At 59.7% G+C, this 20,696-nt stretch carries 23 protein-coding genes and 1 pseudogene; 12 read left to right on the top strand and 12 right to left on the bottom strand.

The genetic code is table 11. The features are described from left to right. Nucleotides 1-708: a DNA/RNA nuclease SfsA gene (sfsA, locus tag GS612_RS10395; RefSeq protein WP_171640131.1), complete on the bottom strand. Its 708-nt coding sequence runs from the start codon at nucleotides 706-708 to the stop codon at nucleotides 1-3. 50 nt (nucleotides 709-758) lie between these two features. On the opposite strand from sfsA, the gene GS612_RS10390 reads away from it, so the two are divergent. Genes GS612_RS10390 through GS612_RS10375 form a run of 4 tightly spaced genes read left to right on the top strand, consistent with a single transcriptional unit; the run spans nucleotide 759 to nucleotide 3,675 of the window. Beyond that, nucleotides 759-1,481 carry a molybdopterin-binding protein gene (locus GS612_RS10390; RefSeq protein ID WP_171640129.1) on the top strand — a complete coding sequence of 241 codons (723 nt, stop codon included), beginning with the start codon at nucleotides 759-761 and terminating at the stop codon, nucleotides 1,479-1,481. After that, nucleotides 1,478-2,188 carry an N-acetyltransferase gene (locus GS612_RS10385; protein WP_171640127.1) on the top strand — a complete coding sequence of 237 codons (711 nt, stop codon included), beginning with the start codon at nucleotides 1,478-1,480 and terminating at the stop codon, nucleotides 2,186-2,188. Before GS612_RS10390 ends, GS612_RS10385 begins: the two co-directional genes overlap by 4 nt. A 30-nt stretch (nucleotides 2,189-2,218) precedes the next feature. Then, complete coding sequence (locus GS612_RS10380; protein WP_152459932.1) at nucleotides 2,219-2,776, top strand: peroxidase-related enzyme; 558 nt, start codon at nucleotides 2,219-2,221, stop codon at nucleotides 2,774-2,776. Further along, nucleotides 2,773-3,675, top strand: coding sequence for an OmpA family protein (locus GS612_RS10375; RefSeq protein ID WP_171640125.1), 903 nt, complete (start codon nucleotides 2,773-2,775; stop codon nucleotides 3,673-3,675). The genes GS612_RS10380 and GS612_RS10375 overlap by 4 nt, the downstream gene beginning before the upstream one ends. Here GS612_RS10375 and GS612_RS10370 read toward each other — a convergent pair. Then, nucleotides 3,668-4,630 carry a sodium-dependent bicarbonate transport family permease gene (locus GS612_RS10370; protein WP_171233437.1) on the bottom strand — a complete coding sequence of 321 codons (963 nt, stop codon included), beginning with the start codon at nucleotides 4,628-4,630 and terminating at the stop codon, nucleotides 3,668-3,670. The two genes, GS612_RS10375 and GS612_RS10370, sit on opposite strands and share 8 nt — an antisense overlap. A gap of 98 nt (nucleotides 4,631-4,728) precedes the next feature. On the opposite strand from GS612_RS10370, the gene GS612_RS10365 reads away from it, so the two are divergent. Next, nucleotides 4,729-5,646, top strand: a complete 918-nt coding sequence (locus GS612_RS10365) for a hydrogen peroxide-inducible genes activator (protein ID WP_171640123.1) — start codon at nucleotides 4,729-4,731, stop codon at nucleotides 5,644-5,646. A 52-nt stretch (nucleotides 5,647-5,698) separates the two neighbouring features. On the opposite strand, the gene GS612_RS10360 is transcribed toward GS612_RS10365, so the two are convergent. After that, entirely contained in the window at nucleotides 5,699-6,604 is a 906-nt protein-coding gene (locus tag GS612_RS10360; RefSeq protein WP_152459401.1) for a LysR family transcriptional regulator, read from the bottom strand. Nucleotides 6,605-6,831: 227 nt separating this feature from the next. On the opposite strand from GS612_RS10360, the gene GS612_RS10355 reads away from it, so the two are divergent. Together GS612_RS10355 and GS612_RS10350 are read left to right on the top strand one after the other, a co-directional pair. After that, nucleotides 6,832-7,272, top strand: a complete 441-nt coding sequence (locus GS612_RS10355) for a DUF4399 domain-containing protein (RefSeq protein ID WP_152459400.1) — start codon at nucleotides 6,832-6,834, stop codon at nucleotides 7,270-7,272. 100 nt (nucleotides 7,273-7,372) lie between these two features. Beyond that, a complete protein-coding gene (locus tag GS612_RS10350; RefSeq protein WP_171640121.1) occupies nucleotides 7,373-7,981 on the top strand; it encodes a LysE family translocator in 609 nt (202 codons plus the stop codon). Between the two features lie 21 nt (nucleotides 7,982-8,002). Here GS612_RS10350 and GS612_RS10345 read toward each other — a convergent pair whose 3' ends face one another. Beyond that, entirely contained in the window at nucleotides 8,003-10,030 is a 2,028-nt protein-coding gene (locus tag GS612_RS10345) for an NADPH-dependent 2,4-dienoyl-CoA reductase (RefSeq protein ID WP_171640118.1), read from the bottom strand. Between the two features lie 137 nt (nucleotides 10,031-10,167). Between GS612_RS10345 and GS612_RS10340 the strand changes: the two genes are divergently transcribed. After that, nucleotides 10,168-10,653 carry an RNA pyrophosphohydrolase gene (locus GS612_RS10340; RefSeq protein ID WP_171640116.1) on the top strand — a complete coding sequence of 162 codons (486 nt, stop codon included), beginning with the start codon at nucleotides 10,168-10,170 and terminating at the stop codon, nucleotides 10,651-10,653. 35 nt (nucleotides 10,654-10,688) lie between these two features. On the opposite strand, the gene GS612_RS10335 is transcribed toward GS612_RS10340, so the two are convergent. The 3 genes from GS612_RS10335 to nth all read right to left on the bottom strand — a co-directional run bounded on the left by GS612_RS10335 (nucleotide 10,689) and on the right by nth (nucleotide 13,166). After that, entirely contained in the window at nucleotides 10,689-11,387 is a 699-nt protein-coding gene (locus tag GS612_RS10335) for a glutathione S-transferase family protein (protein ID WP_171640114.1), read from the bottom strand. Nucleotides 11,388-11,535: 148 nt separating this feature from the next. Next, nucleotides 11,536-12,525 (bottom strand): adenosine kinase, encoded by a 990-nt coding sequence (locus GS612_RS10330; protein WP_171640112.1) that lies wholly within the window; start codon nucleotides 12,523-12,525, stop codon nucleotides 11,536-11,538. Beyond that, complete coding sequence (nth, locus tag GS612_RS10325) at nucleotides 12,522-13,166, bottom strand: endonuclease III (protein WP_171117154.1); 645 nt, start codon at nucleotides 13,164-13,166, stop codon at nucleotides 12,522-12,524. The genes GS612_RS10330 and nth overlap by 4 nt, the downstream gene beginning before the upstream one ends. A 116-nt stretch (nucleotides 13,167-13,282) precedes the next feature. On the opposite strand from nth, the gene GS612_RS10320 reads away from it, so the two are divergent. Continuing rightward, entirely contained in the window at nucleotides 13,283-14,134 is an 852-nt protein-coding gene (locus GS612_RS10320) for a bifunctional helix-turn-helix domain-containing protein/methylated-DNA--[protein]-cysteine S-methyltransferase (protein WP_171640110.1), read from the top strand. A 177-nt stretch (nucleotides 14,135-14,311) separates the two neighbouring features. Beyond that, on the top strand, nucleotides 14,312-14,746 hold the full coding sequence (locus GS612_RS10315) for a glyoxalase superfamily protein (protein ID WP_171640108.1): 435 nt from the start codon (nucleotides 14,312-14,314) through the stop codon (nucleotides 14,744-14,746). A gap of 60 nt (nucleotides 14,747-14,806) precedes the next feature. On the opposite strand, the gene GS612_RS10310 is transcribed toward GS612_RS10315, so the two are convergent. Then, entirely contained in the window at nucleotides 14,807-16,246 is a 1,440-nt protein-coding gene (locus GS612_RS10310; RefSeq protein WP_171640106.1) for an aldehyde dehydrogenase family protein, read from the bottom strand. Between the two features lie 213 nt (nucleotides 16,247-16,459). On the opposite strand from GS612_RS10310, the gene GS612_RS10305 reads away from it, so the two are divergent. Continuing rightward, nucleotides 16,460-17,110, top strand: a complete 651-nt coding sequence (locus GS612_RS10305) for a peroxiredoxin (protein WP_152459391.1) — start codon at nucleotides 16,460-16,462, stop codon at nucleotides 17,108-17,110. Between the two features lie 226 nt (nucleotides 17,111-17,336). Here the strand turns inward: GS612_RS10305 and GS612_RS10300 are convergent, their stop codons facing one another. From GS612_RS10300 to GS612_RS10290, 3 genes are all read right to left on the bottom strand, one after another. Further along, the gene (locus tag GS612_RS10300; RefSeq protein WP_171640104.1) at nucleotides 17,337-18,026 is read right to left on the bottom strand and encodes an outer membrane protein; all 690 of its coding nucleotides are present in this window, start codon (nucleotides 18,024-18,026) and stop codon (nucleotides 17,337-17,339) included. Nucleotides 18,027-18,165: 139 nt separating this feature from the next. Beyond that, the gene (locus GS612_RS10295; protein ID WP_171640102.1) at nucleotides 18,166-18,666 is read right to left on the bottom strand and encodes a helix-turn-helix transcriptional regulator; all 501 of its coding nucleotides are present in this window, start codon (nucleotides 18,664-18,666) and stop codon (nucleotides 18,166-18,168) included. 23 nt (nucleotides 18,667-18,689) lie between these two features. Further along, nucleotides 18,690-18,962 (bottom strand): PepSY domain-containing protein, encoded by a 273-nt coding sequence (locus tag GS612_RS10290; RefSeq protein WP_171233448.1) that lies wholly within the window; start codon nucleotides 18,960-18,962, stop codon nucleotides 18,690-18,692. Between the two features lie 235 nt (nucleotides 18,963-19,197). Here GS612_RS10290 and GS612_RS10285 point away from each other — a divergent pair, with 235 nt between their 5' ends. After that, nucleotides 19,198-19,833, top strand: coding sequence for a DUF1326 domain-containing protein (locus GS612_RS10285; RefSeq protein ID WP_171640100.1), 636 nt, complete (start codon nucleotides 19,198-19,200; stop codon nucleotides 19,831-19,833). 214 nt (nucleotides 19,834-20,047) lie between these two features. Here the strand turns inward: GS612_RS10285 and GS612_RS20515 are convergent. Then, nucleotides 20,048-20,479, bottom strand: a pseudogene (locus tag GS612_RS20515) (Hint domain-containing protein); the annotation flags it as partial. Between the last annotated feature and the right edge of the window lie 217 nt (nucleotides 20,480-20,696).

Genomic DNA, 20,696 nt, shown 5'->3' with positions numbered 1-20,696 from the left:
TCAGCCGGCCAAAATCCTCATTTCAGTCTGCACCCGAACCCCCGACGGCGTTATCCGCGTCCCGCAAACGATCCGCTCGACCCCTTGCGCCTGCGCCGCCTCAAATGCCGCCGCGTAGGCTGGATCAATATCGGCCGCCAAAGCAAACCGGTCGCAATCGGTTCGCTGAACCAAATACAGCATGATCGCCCGATGCCCTTGTGACGCCATCGCGGCCAACTCGCCCAGATGCTTGGTGCCACGGGCTGTGACGCTGTCGGGAAACTCGGCCAGTCCAGGCTGGCGTGACAGTGTCACGCTTTTCACCTCGACATAGGCATCTGGCAGGCCCGGCCCCGTCAGCAGGAAATCGATGCGGCTGTTGTCGCCGTATTTCACCTCGGGCCGGACGGTGTCATAGGCGGCCAGTTCGGGAATCTCACCGGCTTCCAAAGCGGCCCGCAGCGCCCGGTTCGGAACCGAGGTATCGACGCCGGTAAAATGCCCGTTCTCGTGGTCCACCAGCCGCCATCCGAATTTCAGCTTTTTCTTCGGATCGTCGTTGGGCTCCAGCCAAATCTTTTCGCCGGGCTCGGCCAGCCCCATCATCGATCCCGGATTGGCGCAATGGGCCGTTACCTCACTCCCGTCCTCAAGCCTGCAATCGGCCAGAAAGCGTTTGTAGCGGCGGATCAGCCGGGCGGGGACAAGAGGGGTTTCAAATCGCATGGTTCAGGGCCTATACCTGCCCCTGAGGACGATCAAGAGGGGACAGTGCCATGGCCAATCCAACCGCAGCGATGCTGGTGATCGGGGATGAAATCTTGTCGGGTCGCACCCGCGATGCGAATATGCATTTTCTGGCGCAGGAGCTGACCAAACACGGCATCGACCTGAAAGAGGTCCGCATTGTCAGCGATGACGCCCCTGCCATTGAAGCGGCCGTCAAAGCGCTGTCCGACGCTTATGACAATGTCTTCACCAGCGGTGGCATCGGCCCGACCCATGACGATATCACGGCCGATTGCATTGCCCGCGCTTTTGACACACCCATTGATGTGCGCGATGACGCGCGCGCGCTGTTGCAGGCTCATTACGACAAATCCGGGCTGGAACTGAATGCCGCCCGCCTGCGCATGGCGCGTATTCCGGACGGTGCGACGCTGATCGAAAATCCGGTTTCGACGGCGCCCGGGTTCACGCTTGCGAATGTGCATGTCCTGGCGGGTGTGCCGTCGGTTTTTCAGGCGATGGTGGCGAGCGTGTTGCCAACATTGACCGGAGGCCGCCCTTTGCTGTCGCAAACTCTGCGTGTGGACCGCGGAGAAGGCGATATCGCCGCAACCCTGGCGGCCTTGGCCGAAGATTTCAGCGACCTGTCCATCGGGTGCTACCCGTTTCAGATCAACGGTGCCTTCGGGGCCAATGTGGTTGTACGCGGCACCGACGGGGGCCGGATCGACGCGGCCACCACCCGCCTGGCGAAAGAGCTTGAGCTTTGAGCGATAACTGGGCGGAAATAGTCGACGGAACCTGGCCCGCTGCACGCTATCAGCGGCTTGGCCCGTTTCTGCTGCGTGAGGGGCAGGGCGGAGGGTCGCGCGTGTCTGCGGCCAGTGCATTGGGTCCGGCCAATGAAGACGATATCGACGCCGCCGAGGCCGCGATGCTGGCCATGGGGCAAAAACGCATCTTCTGCCTGCGGCCCGGGGATGAGGCCCTGGATGCAATGCTGGCCCAGCGGGGATACGACATTCTTGACCCGGTCAACATCTATGTCTGCCCCGTCTCTCGGCTGATCGATCAGCCGATCCCACCGGTCATGGTGTTTTCGATCTGGGAACCGCTTGAGATCATGCGCGAAATCTGGGCATCGGGCGGGATCGGACCCGAGCGGATCGCGGTGATGGAACGTGCCAAGGGCCCCAAGACAGGATTTTTGCTGCGTCACAACGACAAACCCAGCGGCGTGGCTTTTGTGGCGATACATGCAGACACTGCGATGGTCCACGCGCTGGAAGTGTTGCCCGAACACCGTCGTCAGGGGTTGGGCCACTGGACCATGCGCGCGGCGGCATTCTGGGCGCGGGATCATGGTGCGCAGAACCTCGGCGTGATCTGCACCAAGGCCAATGAGGGCGCCAACGGTCTTTATCGTGCCCTCGGGATGGAGATCGCGGGCGAATACCATTACCGTCATCTTGTCTGAACCGAAGAGGCCGCCGTGACACAAAAAGACATGCCTACCGCGCTGAACCTGCCCATGGTCGATCCGCTGCCGCCGGAAACGCAGAAATACTTTGATATCTGTGTCGAAAAACTGGGCATGGTGCCGAACGTGCTGAAAGCCAACGCGTTCGACATCGACAAGCTGAACGCCTTCACCGCGATGTATAACGACCTGATGCTGGCTGACAGCGGGCTGACCAAACTGGAACGCGAGATGATCGCGGTCGTCGTCTCGTCAATCAACAAATGCTTTTACTGTCTGGTCGCCCATGGGGCGGCGGTGCGTCAGCTTTCGGGCAATCCGCAACTGGGCGAAATGCTGGTGATGAACTATCGCGTCGCCCCGCTGGAGCCGCGTCAACGGGCGATGCTGGACTTTGCCGCAAAGATGACCACTGCCAGCGCCGAGATCGAAGAGCCCGACCGCCAGCGCCTGCGCGATGCAGGCTTTTCCGACCGCGACATCTGGGACATCGCCAATGTCGCCGGGTTTTTCAACATGTCAAACCGGGTGGCCAGCGCGACGGCGATGGTGCCCAACGAAGAATATCACGCACAGTTTCGATGATCCGCGCCGCCGCCCTTGTTGCCCTGCTGATGACAGGACCTGTTGCCGCGCAGGACCTGACCCTGCCGGCCAGTGCCCGACAGATCAGCGACCGAACATCGCCACTGGACAGCTATGACCTGCCGACGGGGCCTTATGCAAATGGCTCGGTTCCCGCAGAAACGCGCGAAGGGCGCGTGGAACGCTATACGTGGCGGCTTCAGGCGGGGTCGAGCACGACATTGCAGCTGCTGGCACCGTTGCGGGATCAGATCGAGGCGCAGGGCTACAAGATCCTGTTCGAATGCGACGCGCGGGTTTGCGGTGGTTTCGACTTCCGCTTTGGCACCGAGGTCGTGCCAACCCCGGACATGTATGTCGCCATTCAGGATTACCGGTTTTTGTCGGCTACCAAGGGGCCGGTTGCCCTTAGCCTGCTGGTCAGCCGCAACCCGCCGGATGGCTATGTGCAGATGATCCGGGTCACACCCCAGGATGCGCCGGACCCGGACCCTGTGGTGGTCGAGCAAGCCGTGGAAGGCCCGGTCGGATTGCTGGAGGCCTTGGCGGCAACGGGCCACGTGATCCTGGATGATCTGCATTTTCCGACGGGCGAGGTTGCCCTGGGCGAAGGGCCGTTTGACTCGCTGACCTTGCTGGCCGGATACTTGACCGACAACCCGAACACACGCCTGGCGTTGGTGGGGCACACTGATGATACCGGTGCCCTACAGGCAAATATTTCGGTCAGCAAAAGCCGGGCCGAGGCGGTGCGAACCCGCCTGATTGATGCGCATGGCGTGGCACCCGACCGGATCGAAGCGCAGGGTGTTGGCTATCTGTCTCCGCTCACATCGAATGCAACCCCGGAAGGGCGCGATCTGAACCGTCGGGTCGAAGCGGTATTGCTGGTCAACTGACCCACCACAGGTACAGCGGCAACCCGACGGTGATGTTGAACGGAAACGACACCCCCAGCGACAAGGTCAGATAGATCCCGGCCTCGGCCTTTGGAAGGGCGATCTTCATCGCGGCGGGAACCGCGATATACGAAGCCGAGGCTGACAGCACCATGAACAGGAACAAGCTGCCCTGTGGCAAGCCGATCACGGCACCTACCGCCCAGGCCATAAATGCGCCGATCAGGGGCATCAAGACACCAAAGGCGAACAGGCCAACCGACAGCTTGTCTCGGTTGCTGATCAGGCTGCGCCCTGCCGACAGGCCCATATCCAGCAGAAACAGGCACAGGATTCCGGTGAAAGGCGTCACGATGAAGGGCGCGATCATCTGCATGCCTTCACCACCGGTGATGGCTCCGATCAGGAAGGCACCGGTAAGCAGCACGATCGAGCCGTTGGCCAGCAGATCGCGCCACAGCTTGTCATCCTTGACGCCATTGCTTCCGGTCTTGTGCGCCAACCAAAGCGCCGACAGGATTGCGGGCACCTCCATCGCAGCCGCAACCGCCACCATGAATCCGTCATGGGTCAGCCCCACCAGATCCAGCAAACTGGTAGCTGTTACAAAGGTGACGATCGAGATCGAACCATAGTGCCCTGCCACCGCCGCCGCGTTCAGTGCATCCAGCCGTGTCATCACCCTGAGCAGCCCAAAGGCCACGAATGGGATGGCAAAGGACAAGGCGACACCGCCCAGCAGCGTCAGGAACAGTTGCAGGTGAATGCCATGCGCGGCCAGACTGGCACCGCCTTTGAACCCGATGGCCAGCAGCAGGTAAAGCGACATGAACTTGGCCGCGCCCGCCGGAATGGACAGGTCACTGCGTACAAAGGCCGCCAGAAGCCCAAGGGCAAAAAACAGTATGGTCGGCACCAACAGGTTGCTGGAAAGTGTCTCGATCACTCCGGGCATAATTGACTCCTGATCCCTCGTTTTCGAGTTAGGTGCCTTGCAAAACAGATTTCGCCAAATACTATCTTTCTAAGTTATATATAGTTTCAGGCTATGAAATGCGCCCGACACTGCGACAGTTGGAATACATCGTTACGGTCAGTCGCCTTGGGCGATTCAGTTTGGCTGCCGAGGTGCTGAATGTCAGCCAGCCCAGCCTGTCGACGCAAATTGCGACTGTAGAACAAGAGCTTGGCGTTCGGATCTTTGAGCGTAACCGCGGTGGTATCCAGGTGACGGCAAAGGGGGAAGAGTTCATCTTGCGCGCACAGAAGATCCTGGCAGAGGTCAAGGACCTGCGCCACGCCATGTCGAACGATATGCCCGTCGGAGGAAGGTTGCGACTGGGGGTTTTGCCTTCGATCGGGCCTTATCTGTTGCCGCAAGCCATCAAACAGGTGCACCGGATTCGCCCCGGATTGCGCATTGTGGTGCGCGAGGAAAACACACTGGATCTGGAACAGGGTCTGAAATCCGGTCGATTTGATCTGATATTGTCCACGCCCGAAGACCATCCGAATACCGTGCAACACCGGTTGTTCAACGAACCTCTTTGGGTCGCGGTTGCCGTTGATGACGTTCTGGCGCGGGATTTGCAGGGTGTCAGTGCCACCGATCTTCAGAACCGGATTTTCCTTACCCTGGATCAAGGCCACCGCCTGTCGCGCATCGTCTATGCATTGGCGGCGGAATGCGGTGGGGTTGTTTCGGATGAGTATGAAGGCACGACGCTTGATTCCATTGTTCTGATGGCGGCTTCGGGTGTTGGTGTTGCGGTACTGCCTGATCTTTATGCTCGCAGACAGGGGATCTACCGCGACGAGGTGCGCTTGCGACCGCTGTCCATCGCCAATGCAAATCGCGATATCGCCCTGTTGGCACGCAGTTCCGAAACCCCACCGCCGGGTCAGAATGTGCTGACGGACAGCTTGCGCACTTCCGCCCGGTCCATGGGACTGTCAGTAATCGACCCGTAAAAAAAGGCCCGCACTTTTACATGCGGGCCAAAGGTTGGTCTTCAGGGAGAAATTACCAGTCCATCGGACCCTTCCCGTGGAAGGAATCAACGAGGAAATCGATGAAGGCCCGCACTTTGGGTTGCGTAAAGCGGCCCGGCGGGTAGACAGCGTAAACGCCTTGAACTTCGTCAGGCAGGGACGGCATTGCATCGACAACCAGCCCGGCCTTTAGGGCTTCAGCGTAAAGATAGCTGGGCAGATATGCGATACCCAGGCCGGAAACCGCTGCGTTCAACAGGGATTGGCCATCATTGACACTCAACCACCCGGCGGTACGAACCTGACGTTTTTCGCCGGATGGCGCGGTCAGTTTCCAGACATTGCCCGAGGATTGGCTGGAATAATGCAGCAGCTTGTGTTCGTTCAGATCATCGATCTTCTGCGGCCGGCCGAACCTTTCGACATAACTGGGCGCGGCGACCATGCGTTTGACCGTCTCGGTCAGTTTGCGGGCGCGCAGTGTACTGTCTTCCAGCTCACCAATACGCACGGCCACGTCAAATCCTTCGGAAATCAGCTCGACATAGCGGTTGTTCAAAACCATGTTCACAGTGATGTCGGGGTAGGCTGCAAGGAACTCGGACAGAACAGGCGACAGGTGATTGACGCCGAAATCCGTGGCAACGCTGATGCGCAAAAGACCAGACGGGGCCGATTGCATTGACGTGACCAATGAATCCGCTTCTCCGGCATCATTCAACACGCGCCGCGCGCGGTCATAATAGGCCAGCCCGATTTCCGTTGGTGAAACCCGGCGCGTGGTGCGGTTCAACAGCCGCGCTCCCAGGCGCGCCTCAAGGCTTGATACGTGTTTGGACACAGCTGATTTGGAGATGCCCATCTTTTTGGCCGCATCGGTGAAGCCACCCTGGTCCACCACATTGGCGAAGGCTTCCATTTCGGTCAGTCGGTCCATACTCGTTCCCCAGATCTTGATTTCCGTCCTGACTATGGCGCTGAATCTGGGCGGAAACGGGGCAGACATGGGATAATATCAGGGATTTGAATCGGATCGTTTGCGTATGGGAAACGTAGAAACAGTGGTTTCCAAACGCGCCTCAGGCATTGTGATGCTGTGTTTTTCAGGCAATCGCGCTAAGATCTCACAATGAGAATGGCATTTTTGTGACCAGGGAGGAGATCATGAGAACCTTTTTCGCCATTGCTGCGCTTTGCCTTTCGGTGGGCTTTGCGCATGCCGGAGGAGAGACCCCATCGAATCCTGATGCAAAGGTCTATTTCGTCAACCTGTCGGATGGCGATACCGTGCAATCACCGGTCACGGTTGTCTTTGGCCTAAGCGGCATGGGCGTCGCACCCGCCGGAACCGAGAAAGAAAACACCGGGCACCACCACCTGTTGCTTGACCGTCCTCCGCTGGGTGAAGGCGAGGATGGCGCAGATGAGTTGGCCAATGGCCTGCCCGCCGACGATAATCACATGCACTTCGGAGGCGGTCAGACCGAAGTAACGCTGGATCTGGCGCCGGGCCAACACACCCTGCAATTGGTTCTGGGCGACGCCGGGCATGTGCCGCATTCCCCGCCGATTGTATCCGAGGTGATCACGATCACCGTGGAATAGCCGCAGGTCGTTGAAACCGTCCGTTCGGTTCATGTGATGGAAAGGCATTTACATTTTCGGCGCACTTAGTGAATCTGCCTGCATTTGCAGGGGGGTAATAATGTCGCTGGAATTCTTCGTCACATCATTGATTGTTGTTTTGCTGCCGGGTACCGGCGTCATCTATACTTTGGCTGTCGGTCTTGGGCGCGGGTTTCGCGCAAGTCTCGCCGCAGCCTTCGGTTGCACACTTGGGATCGTTCCGGCGGCCTTGGCCAGCATCATCGGACTTGCAGCCTTGCTGCACACCAGTGCCGTCGCGTTTCAACTCATCAAATATCTTGGCGTCTTGTACTTGTTCTACATGGCATGGGGAATCCTGAAGGACGGCGGTGCCATGGACGTCGCGGCGGAGAAATCCGCAAAAAGCGACTTTAGAATTGCCGTGACAGGAACGCTGATCAACGTTTTGAACCCAAAGTTGTCGCTATTCTTCCTGGCCTTTCTGCCTCAATTCCTGCCGGCGAATGCAGCAAATGCAGGAATGGAACTGGCCAAACTGGCGCTGGCCTTCATGGCCATGACATTTGTTGTTTTTGTCGGGTATGGCGCATGCGCCGCACTGGCGCGGGACTATGTGATCCGACGCCCTGCTGTGATGGCGTGGATAAAGCGGTGTTTCGCAACCGCTTTTGGTGCCTTGGGTGCAAAGCTCGCGCTGTCGGACTGAAGACACTCTGAACGAGTGGCTTCAGAACTCTGCGGCAAGGCGTGTGCCCTGATTGATCGCGCGTTTGGCGTCAAGTTCCGCGGCCACGTCCGCGCCGCCGATCACATGCGGGGTGATCCCGCGTTCGATCAGCGCGTCGGCCAGCGACCGCTCGGGCACCTGTCCTGCACACAGAACGATCGTATCCGCCTTGATGACGGTCGGATCGGCGCGCTCTTCTCCGAACGAGACATGCAGCCCCTCGTCGTCTATGCGTTCATAGTTCACGCCGCCCACGAAGCTGACATCCTTCATCTTCAGTGTGGCGCGGTGGATCCAGCCGGTGGTCTTGCCCAGCCCCTTGCCATGCGCCTGCTTCTTGCGCTGCAGCAGGGTGACCTGCCGCTTGGGCGCCTCAGGCTGCGGGCCTTCGGGCGCCAGGCCTGCGCGGTGCTGTTCAGGGTCGGCAACGCCCCATTCCTTCATCCACAAGGGCAGGTCGGTGGTGGGCGAATGGCCTTCCTCCAGCAGGTATTCCGACACGTCGAAGCCGATGCCGCCCGCGCCGATCACGGCCACCGATTTGCCCACCGGGGCCTTGTCGCGCAGCACGTCGATATAGTTCACGACATTGTCGCTGTCCTCGCCCGGAATCTGCGGGTCGCGCGGGTTGACGCCCGTGGCGATCACCACCTCGTCGAACCCGACCAGATCGTCGGCGCCGATTTTGCGGCCCAGTTCGACCTTGACGCCCAGATCGTTCAGCATGGTGCGGTACCAGTCCACCAAGCCCCAGAACTCTTCCTTGCCCGGCACCTGCTTGGCCATGTTCAGCTGGCCGCCGATCTCGTCGGCTTTGTCAAACACGGTCACGTCATGGCCGCGCTCCGCCGCCGTCATCGCCGTGGACAGGCCCGCCGGCCCCGCGCCCACGATGGCCACGCGCTTGGGCGTGGCGGCCTTTTCGATCACCAGCTCGGTCTCGTGGCAGGCGCGCGGGTTCACCAGGCAGGAGGTCAGCTTGCCGCTGAAGGTGTGATCCAGGCAGGCCTGGTTGCAGGCGATGCAGGGCGCGATCCTGGCCGAGTCACCTGCCATCGCCTTGGCTACGAAATCCGCATCCGCCAGCATCGGCCGCGCCAGAGAGACCATGTCGGCACAGCCCTCGGCCAGCACCTGCTCGGCCACTTCGGGCGTGTTGATCCGGTTCGAGGTGATGACCGGAATCCCCACCTTGCCCATCAGTTTCTTCGTCACCCAGGCAAAGGCCCGGCGGGGCACCGATGTGGCGATGGTCGGAATCCGCGCCTCGTGCCAGCCGATGCCGGTGTTGATGATCGTGGCCCCGGCCTTTTCGACCGCTTGCGCCAGTTGCACCACCTCTTCGAAGGTCGAACCATTGGGTACAAGGTCGATCATCGACAGCCGGTAGATGATGATGAAATCGGTGCCCACCGCCTCGCGGGTGCGGCGCACGATTTCCAGCGGCAGGCGCATCCGGTTCTCATAGGACCCGCCCCAACGGTCTGTGCGCTTGTTGGTGTGGGTCACCAGAAACTGGTTGATGAAATACCCCTCGGACCCCATGATTTCGACCCCGTCATAGCCCGCCTTCTGGGCCAGCACAGCGGCGTTCACGATGTCACTGATCTGTTTCTCGATGCCGTCCTCGTCCAACTCGTTGGGGGGAAAGGGCGAGATCGGAGACTTCACCGGGCTGGGCGCCACGCATTTCGGCCCATAGGCATAGCGGCCCGCATGCAGGATCTGCATCGCGATCTTGCCACCCGCCTGATGCACCCGGTCGGTGACGATCGAATGGTTTGCCACGTCCTTGTCGCTGGTCATCATTGCAGCCCCCGGCAGGACCGAGCCTTCGAGGTTCGGCCCGATGCCGCCCGTGACCATCAGCGCCACGCCACCGCGCGCGCGGGCGGCATAGAACTCAGCCACCCGGTTCCAGTCGCCGGTTTCCTCCAGCCCTGTATGCATCGAGCCCATCAGGACCCGGTTCTTCAACGTGGTAAAGCCCAGATCCAGTGGTGCCAGCATGTTTGGGTACACAGTCATGGCAAAACTCTCCCTCCTGAATTTGCGTGATAGATTGACGTTCGCGTAAACTTTGTCACGCGAAACCCCACGTCACCCTCTTTGCTGTTGCGCCGGTGATTGCTAGAGGTGGGCGAAACAACACGATGAGGCCGCGCATGACCCCCGAAGAAATTGCCAAACTGCCCTATCGCCCCTGCGTCGGGCTGATGCTGATGAACGATCAGGGCCAGATCTTCGTCGGTCAGCGCAACGACCGGTTCGAGGACGCGTGGCAAATGCCACAAGGCGGCGTGGACAAGGGCGAAGACCCTCGTGATGCGGCCTTGCGAGAGCTGTGGGAAGAAACCGGTGTAACCGGTGATCTTGTGGAAATCGTGGCCGAGACCGAGGGCTGGCTGCCCTATGACCTGCCGCATGACATCGTGCCCAAGATTTGGAAAGGCCGGTATCGTGGGCAGGAGCAGAAATGGTTCCTGATGCGGTTTCTGGGAACCGACGACCAGATCGACATCCAGACGGATCACCCCGAGTTCACCCGCTGGAAATGGCAGGACCCCGACTGCCTGATCGCCGAGATCGTGCCCTTCAAACGCGAGGTATACGAGCGCGTCATGGAGGCCTTTCGTGGGTATCTGCGCTAAATAAGGCTGTCGTAATTCCGCGCCGGGATCCCGGCTCAGGCATTCTGTTTTTCGTAGACAGGCGTGCCGTCGGGCTCATAGCCGATGACCCCCGGTTCCCACCACCAAATCGGGTTCGCCTTGAAACTGTCGCGCGCATCCAGCCGGTCGAGCAGCGCCGAAACTTTGCCATACCGGTCCAGCTTCAGATCCACCCCAAGCGGCCTTGCCTGCACGAACCGCACATGGGCGGCCAGAAAGATATCCTGCATCGACAGGTAGCTCGGCACGAAACCGTCCTCGCCACTCAGCCGGTCTTCCAGCCAGCCCAGGATATGGGCCAGCTTCTCGGCTGACCGCTGAAGATGCGTGTTCTGGCCCACGCTCACGCCGGACCACTTCATTTGCGAGATGGTCGTGGCCGCGTTGCCGAAGGTCTGGATGGTCGAGAACACCAGCTTGTCCTGCCACTGCGCGTCCCCGGGCCGAAAGGCAAAGGGCGCCAGTTTCGGCGCGGCCTGCGGCCTGTCCGGATAGGTCGACAGCAGGTATTCGGCGATGGTGCCGCTTTCCCACAGCACAAGATCGCCGTCCCAAAATGTCGGCACCTGTAATGTCGGAGTAGCCTGCGCACGTTGCTCGGCGCTGGGCGTGGTGATTTCCTCTCGCCTTTCGTAATCCAGCGAAAGTTCGTCCAGAACGATCCTGACCGCCCTTGCAAATGGCGATCCCGTCGTGAACAGCAGTGCTCTCATGACGGCCCCCTTTTTTGATGCGAAAAACATAACGCCGTCAGAGCTAGCCCTGCCAGCAAAAAAGGGGCGTCGCGGCCCGGTGTTCAGGCCGCGCTCGCAGGGTCGAGCCGAATTTTTTTCCGAAGAAAGGCGCGGGAAACCCGCGTCCTCAAACCAACCCTTCTTCCCTCAGCAGCTCCAGCATGTTCGCCTCGGGGCGGGGGCCGATATGGCTGATGACCTCGCGGGCGCAGACATTGCCGATGCGGGCGCAGGTCTCGTAATCGCGTCCCGTCGCCATGCCGAACAGGAACCCGGCGGCAAACTGGTCGCCGGCACCTGTTGCGTCAACGGGGACGACCTTCTCGACCGGTACGTCAATGCGAGCATCGCCGTTCATAACCGTCACCCCGTCACCCGAACGGGTGCAGACCACCAGCGGGCAGATCGCCGCCGTGCGCCGCAGCGCCTCTTCCAGGTCGTTGGTCTCGAACAGGGATTTGATCTCGGCCTCGTTGCCGATCACGAAATCCAGCTCGTTTTCAATCAGCAGCAGGAAATCCACCCGATGCCGTTCCACGCAGAACGGGTCGGAGATGGCAATCCCGGCTTTGCCGCCACCGTTGTGACAGGCACGTGCGGCCTCAAGGAATGCCGCCTTGCCTTTTTCCTTGTCGAACAGATATCCCTCGAGGAACATGATCTGGCTGTTTCCAGCGACCTCGTCCGGAACGTCCTGAGACGACAGTTCCGAGGAAATGCCCAGATAGGTGTTCATCGACCGCTCGCCATCTGGCGAGACAAAGATCATCGAGCGTGACGTGGGCAATTCGCCACCCGGAACAGGCGGGTTCACGAAGTCAACGCCATCTTCGTTCATCGCATCTGCATAGAACCGGCCCAGAGCGTCATCGTGTACCCGGCCGATAAACGCTGCATCCAGCCCAAGCGCGCCTGCGCCCGCAATTGTATTAGCTACTGAGCCGCCCGGCGTTTGAACGCGGCTTTCCATCGAGGCGTACAGCACCTCGCCGCGTTCCTGTTCGATCAACTGCATGATGCCTTTTTCGATGCCCATCAGCTCCAGGAAACTGTCATCGGCCTGGGAAATCACGTCCACAACGGCATTTCCGATGCCGGTCAGTTGATAAGTCTTCATAGGGTTTTGTCCTCGAATTGGCAGAGATCACGGATGATGCAGGTCGGGCATTGCGGCTTGCGCGCCTTGCAGTGGTACCGGCCATGCAGGATCAGCCAGTGATGCGCATGAAGTTGAAAGTCAGCGGGAATATTGTCTTCGATGGCGCGTTCGACCGTGTCCACATCCTTGCCGGGGCAAATACCGGTGCGGTTGCCGACGCGAAAGATATGGGTGTCCACCGCCTGCGCCGGTTGCCGCCACCACATGTTCAGAACCACGTTGGCCGTCTTGCGGCCCACACCCGGAAGGGATTGCAGGGCAGCCCGGGAATTCGGAACCTCGCCACCATATTCGTCAACCAGGATACGGCTGAGCTTGATGACGTTCTTGGCCTTCTGGCGGAACAAGCCAATGGTCTTGATGTGCTCGATCAGGCCGTCCTCGCCCAGATCCAGCATCTTTTGCGGCGTGTCGGCGATCTTGAACAACTCGCGCGTCGCCTTGTTGACGCCCGCATCCGTGGCCTGCGCCGAAAGGGCCACGGCGACGACCAGAGTATAGACGTTCACATGCTCCAGCTCGCCCTTGGGTTCCGGGTCGGCCTCTTGAAAGCGCGTGAAAATCTCGCGGATCGTATGATAGTCGAGTTGCTTTGCCATCCGGGCCTTAATGCCGTCCACCGCGCCCTGACACAAGCACAAAGCCAATGCGCAAGTTCCGGGTCGCGGCAGCGTGGCCGTCGCGCTATGGTTTTGTCAGATGATGAGGTGGAACCATGAACGTCCAGACCCCAGAAAGCGGTTATCATTACAACGTCATGCGCCGGGCAATCGAGTTGATCGATCAGGGTGGTGAAAGCCTGAGCCTTGATGAACTGGCACGCCAGATGGATATGAGCCCGGCCCATTTCCAGCGTTTGTTCTCGCGTTGGACCGGAGTGTCACCGAAACGGTATCAACAATACCTGACGCTGGGCCATGCGAAGGCATTGTTGCGTGAACGGTTTACGACATTGGAAACGGCCCACAATGTGGGCCTGTCCGGCAGCGGGCGTCTGCATGATCTGTTCCTGAAGTGGGAATCGATGAGCCCCGGCGAATATGCCCGCAAGGGCGAAGGCCTGACGATCCATTGGGGGTGGTTCGAATGCCCCTTTGGCCCTGCGCTGGTCATGGGAACCGACAAGGGCATCTGCGGCATCGCCTTCGGTGCCGAGACCGGCGAAGAGGCCGCGATGGAAGACATGATCTCGCGCTGGCCCAAGGCAACGTTTGTCGAAGATCCGATGCGCCTGCGCCCTTGGGCGCTGAGTGCTTTTGGCGCTGCCAGCGACCGGTTGGAGCCGACACCGCTTTTCCTGATCGGATCACCTTTGCAAATCAAGGTGTGGGAAGCGCTGATGCATATCCCGTCCGGGCAGGTCACGACCTATTCCGAGATCGCCCAGCGAGTCGGCTCGCCGCAAGCCGTTCGCGCCGTTGGAACGGCAGTTGGTCGCAACCCGGTCAGTTGGTTGATCCCCTGCCATCGGGCATTGCGCAAATCAGGTGGTCTGGGGGGCTATCACTGGGGCTTGCCTGTCAAGCGTGCCATGCTGGCCTATGAGGCGGCGCAGGCAGACGCCTGATTGACATGCGGCCCGGCCGCTGCCAAAAGGCACCTCAGGTTCGGGTCCCCTGCCGTTCGCGGCCATTGGCTTTGGTGAAACCCGGTTTGAAGAGCATCTGTTGCCCTTTCCCGGCGCGCGGATGGAAATGCGAGCCCCGTCCTGATTTCGCGCCCGTTCAAGGAAACGAGGCACATGATGACACGATCCCGAACCGTTGCTCCGGTTGAAGAGCTGAAAGCGCAGGCGAAACGCCTGCGGGAAGAACTGAAAACGAAGGGCGTTTCGCTGTCGCACAGTGCGGCATTGGAACTGCTGGCCCATCAGCATGGCGTTCGAGACTGGAACACCTTGCACGCAATGGCCGGAAACCGGATGCATCTGCGCGTGGGTGATCGGGTCGAAGGGCGCTATCTGGGTCAGGCGTTCACGGCCGAAATTCGCGGTCTGACCATGCTTGGCGATGGCGCGCGTCGCCGAGTGACCCTGCATTTCGATACGCCGGTAGATGTGGTGCGCTTTGACAGCTTTTCCGCATTTCGACAGCGCGTCACCAGCGAGATTGGGTGGGACGGTCGATCCCGGCGCCGCACGTCCGATGGCGTACCCCAGCTTGTAGTGCGGCCGCTATAGGGGGTTTCGGGCGGGGCCAACCGCGTTGCCCCGCCCGATCTGTCTGCTTTGCAGGTATAGTTACTCTGCCGCCCAACCACCGACAGCTTTGATCTCGAGGAAGTCCTCAAGCCCAAAGACGCCGCCTTCACGCCCGTTGCCGGATTGCTTCATGCCGCCGAACGGTGAGCCCGCGCTGCGCGATTGTCCGTTCATTTCGACCATGCCCGACCGCAGCGCCCGCGCCATGCGATTGGCACGCGCGCTGTCCTGCGTCTGAACATAGTTGGTCAGGCCATAGGGTGTATCATTGGCGATTTCGACAGCCTCTTCTTCGGTGTCGAAGGGGATCATGGTCAGAACCGGGCCAAAGATTTCTTCGCGGGCGATGGTCATCTGGTTGTTTGCATCGGCAAAGACCGTGGGGCGGACATAGTAGCCCTTGTTCAGCCCCTCTGGCCGTCCGGTGCCGCCTGCGACCAGCCGCGCCCCTTCATCGATGCCTTTCTGGATCAAGTCCTGAATCTTGGTCCACTGAACTTCATTCACCACCGGGCCGATATGGCGGCCTTCCTCTGAGGCAGGGCCAACCTTGACCATGTTTGCGACCTCGGCCGCGGTTTCCACAGCCTTGTCATAGATCGGGCGCTGCACCAGCATCCGGCTGGGGGCGTTGCAGCTTTGGCCGGTGTTTTGCATCATGTGCAGCACCCCACGCTTGACCGCTTTTTCGTCCGCGTCCTCAAAGATGACGTTGGCCCCTTTGCCCCCAAGCTCAAGATGTACTTTCTTGAGGGTATCTGCCGCATTTTTGGAAATCGCGGTGCCTGCGCGGGTCGAGCCGGTGAAGCTGACCATGTCCACATCCGGATGGCCAGAAAGTTGCGAACCAACACCCGCGCCGTCGCCGTTGACCAGATTGAACACACCGGGCGGGAAGCCTGCCTCGCCCATCATCTCGGCAAAGATCATCGCGTTCAGCGGGCTTTGTTCCGACGGTTTCAGCACCATCGTGCAGCCCGCAATCGCAGCAGCCCCAACCTTGAGCGTGATCTGGTTCATCGGCCAGTTCCACGGCGTGATCAAAGCGGCAACGCCAACCGCCTCGTAAATGATGCGATCATTCGGCGCATGATCCCCCAGCGGGCGTTCAAATTCAAACGACCTGGCGGCGCGGATGAAGTTCTTCAGGTGATAGATGCCGGCGCCCGCCTGCGCCGAACGCGCCAGATCGATCGGGGCGCCCATTTCCAGCGACATCGCCTGCGCCAGATCCTCTGCCCGGGTTGCATAGAGTTCGACCAGTTTTTCCACCAGCGCGATGCGGGTTTCCACTGGCGTGGCCATCCAGCCCGGTAGGGCGGCCTTGGCCGCGGCAACGGCCGCATTCGTGTCGGCTTCGGCGCCAAGCGAGATCACGGCGCAGGGGTCTTCGGTCGACGGGTTGATGACCTCGAAGTCATTGGGCTGCGATGGGGCCACCCACTGACCATTAATATAGAAATCCCGCTTTTCGATCATCCTGAGCCCTCCTGAAGGTCTGCCTGAAACCGGTTGTTCGGGGCCACTCTGTCACCCATGCACAGGCAGAGCAATAGTGAATTTGATCAAATTATTTTCTGGCAATGCCCACGAATTCCGTATCCCCAAGCGTGATGGACGGTTTAACCTGCACACAAAGTGATTAGGTTCCAAACAACCGATTCAGGTTTTTCACAGAGAAGGAGATGCCCCATGGGTTTGCGTATCAACGACACCGTTCCGAATTTCACGGCAGAAACGGATCAGGGCACCATTCAGTTTCACGACTGGATTGGCGACAGCTGGGCCATTCTGTTCTCGCACCCAAAGGATTTTACACCTGTATGCACCACCGAGTTTTCGGCCGTTGCGCAGTTGAATGACGAATGGGCCGCGCGCAACACCAAGGTGATCGGCGTATCGGTCGATGGCGTCGAAGACCACAAGAAGTGGAAGAAGGACATCGAGGAATACGGCAAGGCCAACCCCGGCTTTCCGATCATCGCCGATGACGGTCTGGCTGTGTCCAAGGCTTTCGACATGCTGCCTGCCGAAGCATATCTGCCCGATGGCCGTACACCGGCTGACAGTGCCACGGTGCGTTCGGTCTTTATCATCGGCCCGGACAAGCAGCTGAAGCTGTCGATGACGTACCCGATGACCGTGGGCCGGAACTTTGCCGAAATCTTGCGCGCGCTTGATGGGTTGCAGATGTCGGCCAAGGGGGTTGCGACGCCTGCCAATTGGGTGCCGGGCGAAGACGTGATCATCCCGCCAACCGTGTCGAACGAAGACGCCAAGGCCAAGTTTGGCGAGTTCGAAACGATCTTCCCCTATCTGCGCAAGACCAAAGCGCCGTCGTAAACCGGTTGCCGGGTCAGGGGGGCTGTCTGCCCCCCATCGTGCCCGCAGGCACGATCCCCCCCGAGGATATTTTAGCCAGATGAAGCAGGCGGTTGTTGCAGATCGGGCAACCACAGGCATATCCAGCGCGCGCTGCATTATTCGGGGTTTTCCGGGTGCCCCCGCGCCTGAGGCGCGAGGGCGAAGAGGGGCAGGAAACCGGAGAGAAACCTGACACCCGAAGCAATCAGAAATTATGGCGAAGTCCGAAATTGATGCTGAAAGTATCCAGATCGTCCTCTACGTTGCCGGTCAAAGCTCCGTTGGGGGCCAGGCGCTGCGACGAAACATCAAAGGCACGGGCGTAACGGGCATCAACGGTGAACGCTGTCGACGCGTTGATGTCATATGCCACACCGGCGATCAGCTGGGCGGCCAAGGTGGTGTCGGTGTCGTTCAGCGCCACACCCGGCCCGTAAGAAAAATCCAGATCCGAATAGGTGGCCCCCAGACCAAACCCGGCAAACGGTGTCAGCGCGCCGGCCTGTTTGAAATCGAACAGCAGATTGGCAAATAACGAGGTTTGCGTGACGTCGCCCGAGATATTGCCCTCGGGCCCCGGACCATTGCCGGTAAAGTTCACACCATCCACGTCACTGTCGCGATAAGACAGTTCCAGCTCGATCCGCGTTCCGATGATGTCGTTGGACCATTGCGGGATTTCCTTGCCTATCGCGAGGCCCAGTCCGAAACCTGCGTCGAATTCGGTATCGACCGATTGCGTCGCGCCACCGATGGTCCCGGTGAAATCGCTGTCCTGTAGCTGGCTGTAGCCGATGAAGCCGTGAATATAGGTGCCGTCGCCCAGGCTTTGCGCGGCAAGCACCGTTGCGCTGATCGCCAGTGCCGAAGAGGCGAGAATGAGGCGCGTGAACATAACCATCTCCAGTGTTCCAAAGTCCGCATGCCATGGATGTGGACGAGGCTGGCCCAAAAAGAAAGGCGCCGGGCCTTCACTTCGTTTCACAGGTTTTTAGGAATGTATGAGTGAATAGGCACGAGGTTCAGCCACTGTTTCAGGGCACATCCCTGACCAAGGGTTCTGAAAGAAGTTCGTCGACAAAGAAACTGAGCAACTGCACCCTGCTGGAAACGCCCGCCTTTCGATAGACCGCGGCGCTTTGGGCCTTGATCGTTCCTTCTTTCGTCTGTCGCATTCCGGCGATTTCCGCGATGGAAAGACCCTTGATCGTCAGCATGGCGACGTCACGCTCAGCATCACTGAGCTGCCACGCGCTGAACTGGGTTTCGATGACCTGGGCAAAAGCCCCTTGCGCCACTTGCAGTTGCCGCTGCATGTCGCGCACCCGTCTGGACTGGGAACGGATCAGGGCGATCGTGGCGCTCAGGCCGCCGACAAGCGCCAGCGACAGAAACAGCTCGAACGAATGAAGGTGACGAAACCCTGCGCCGTCGCCGCCTGTCCAATCCAGCAGCGCATCGGTCATGAAAAAGGCGGCGCAGAGGGCCTGCACCACCAGAAGAAGCCAGAGCAAAGACGTTTGAGGTACTTTCATGCGGCCCCTTGGACGTTGCAGGTTCAGTCGTCGTCTTCTTCGAGCTCGATGGCCGTCACCACCCCGTCCGTGTCAGACAGAACCAGTTCAGTTTCCACGCCATCCTTGGTGAGTTCAACCTCGATCTTCCCACCTTCGAATTCGATCTCTTCGATTTGGTACCCCTGGGCTTCAAGGGCCGCGCGGATATCGGCTTCGCTTGTGCCCAGTTTGTCGCCCAGTCCGACATTGGCCAAAGCAAGAACCGGTGCGGTTGCGATCAATCCCGTCAGTGTCAGCAGTTTCAAGGTTTCCATATCGCATCTCCTTTTTGCGTTGTGGCGATGCGGTCGAACTGGGGATGGCAGCGGACACCTGCGATTGGTTTTTGGTTGAAACAGGGCGAATGGAACCAAGGTTTATGCCATTTGCGGCCGTTTGCGCGCGTCAGGTTCAGATTGCAATCAAGCTGTGATAGTTTGTTTTGCGGGAACATACGGGCATGTAACCAACGATGTCGGGCTTTCTGACTGTCCTGAACAGGAGAAAACCATGGCTTTTACAGATTGGTACGTCGAGGGAGAAAGCTTCGGAAACTGCAACTGCGGCTATGCCTGCCCCTGCCAGTTCGAGGAATTGCCGACGCATGGCGAATGCCGCGGCTTCGAGGTGCTTGAAATATCCACCGGATATTTTGGCGAAACGGATCTGAGCGGGACCAAGGCTGCGTTGATCTATGCATGGCCCGGGCCAATATTCGAAGGTGGCGGCGAAATGCAGGTGATCGTCGACCCCGCGGCCTCACCGGCGCAGCGTGATGCGCTGGAGAAAGTCTTTCACGGCGAAGAAACCGAAGAGATGGCAACCCATTGGTACGTGTTCCGGGCCATGTGTGAGACGGTGCACGACACGCTGTACCTGCCGATCAAGCTTGAGATGGATATCGAAGGACGAACGGCCAGCGTTGCCGTTGGCGACGTTCTAAAGTCGACCGGGCGCCCGATTCAGGCCCCGCATGGTGGCGGCGAACACCGTGTACGCATCGATATTCCCGGCGGGATCGAATTCACTATTGCCGAGATCGGCAGCGCCTCGACCCGAGCCGATGCGGCGATCAAACTGGATCTGAAAGACAGCTACGGCCAGTGGCACCTGTTGAAACATGGCCCCGGTGGCGTCGCGCACTGACCTGCGGTCAGGCGGCTTTCGCGGATTCACTGGGGCGGACCTTCCAGCCCGGAACCGCCAGATCCGCTGACAGAACCCGGACTTCGAAGGGTTTGAGGACCGGCAATGCGGTTGAACCGTAACTGCCTTCACCATTGGCAAGTTCCGGGAACAGTTCGAACAGCTCGCTTCGGGTGGCGGGTGCCATTGCCCCAAGGCTGGTGTCACCGGGGTAAAAGGACTCGGACCAGAGTCCTTCGACATTCACCAACTCATGCTGATCAAAGAGGATATGAATGTACTCTACACCATGTGCGGGCGTTTCCTGAACGATGGTATGCCCATTGATCAGCCCCTTTGCAGGGGCCAGCATCGCTGCTTCGCAATGCATAAGCTCCATCATGGTCGAGGTCACGGCAATCCGGTGCTGTGGGGAAATGACGAGATCGCGGCTTGGGCTGTTCGGCCCGAAACAGCCCGCCTTGATCCGTACAGGGGACAGGTGCGTGTTTCGCCGCAACTCAGCCGCGGACAACCGGCGCTTGCCGATCCAGCGGACCGGTCGGGCATGGCCTCCGGCGGTGATGACCGGGTCGCCGGGCTCCAGCGCCTCGACCCGGCGCAGTCCTGTCGGTGTCTGGATCAGAGATCCTGTGGTGAAACACACGAAAGAAGGCAAAGTGTCATACGCGGATGGCGGCGCGGTGCCGGCAAAACTGGTGTCTGAAATCGTGTCATTCAGTTCGGCCTGACCCGAAGTGACTATGATGTAACGCGGGTTTGAAAACTGGATCAGGATGAACGTGACCGGCGCGCCATCGACCGTGCCTGTGTAGTTTTCGAAAGTACTGAAATTCTGGGTCGAGCCGGAAAAGCCGGGAAGA

This window comes from Ruegeria sp. HKCCD6157, assembly GCF_013110685.1.
GTDB lineage: Bacteria > Pseudomonadota > Alphaproteobacteria > Rhodobacterales > Rhodobacteraceae > Ruegeria.
The sequence above is the reverse complement of the archived record's forward strand: the minus strand, read 5'-3'. Positions and strand labels throughout refer to the sequence as shown.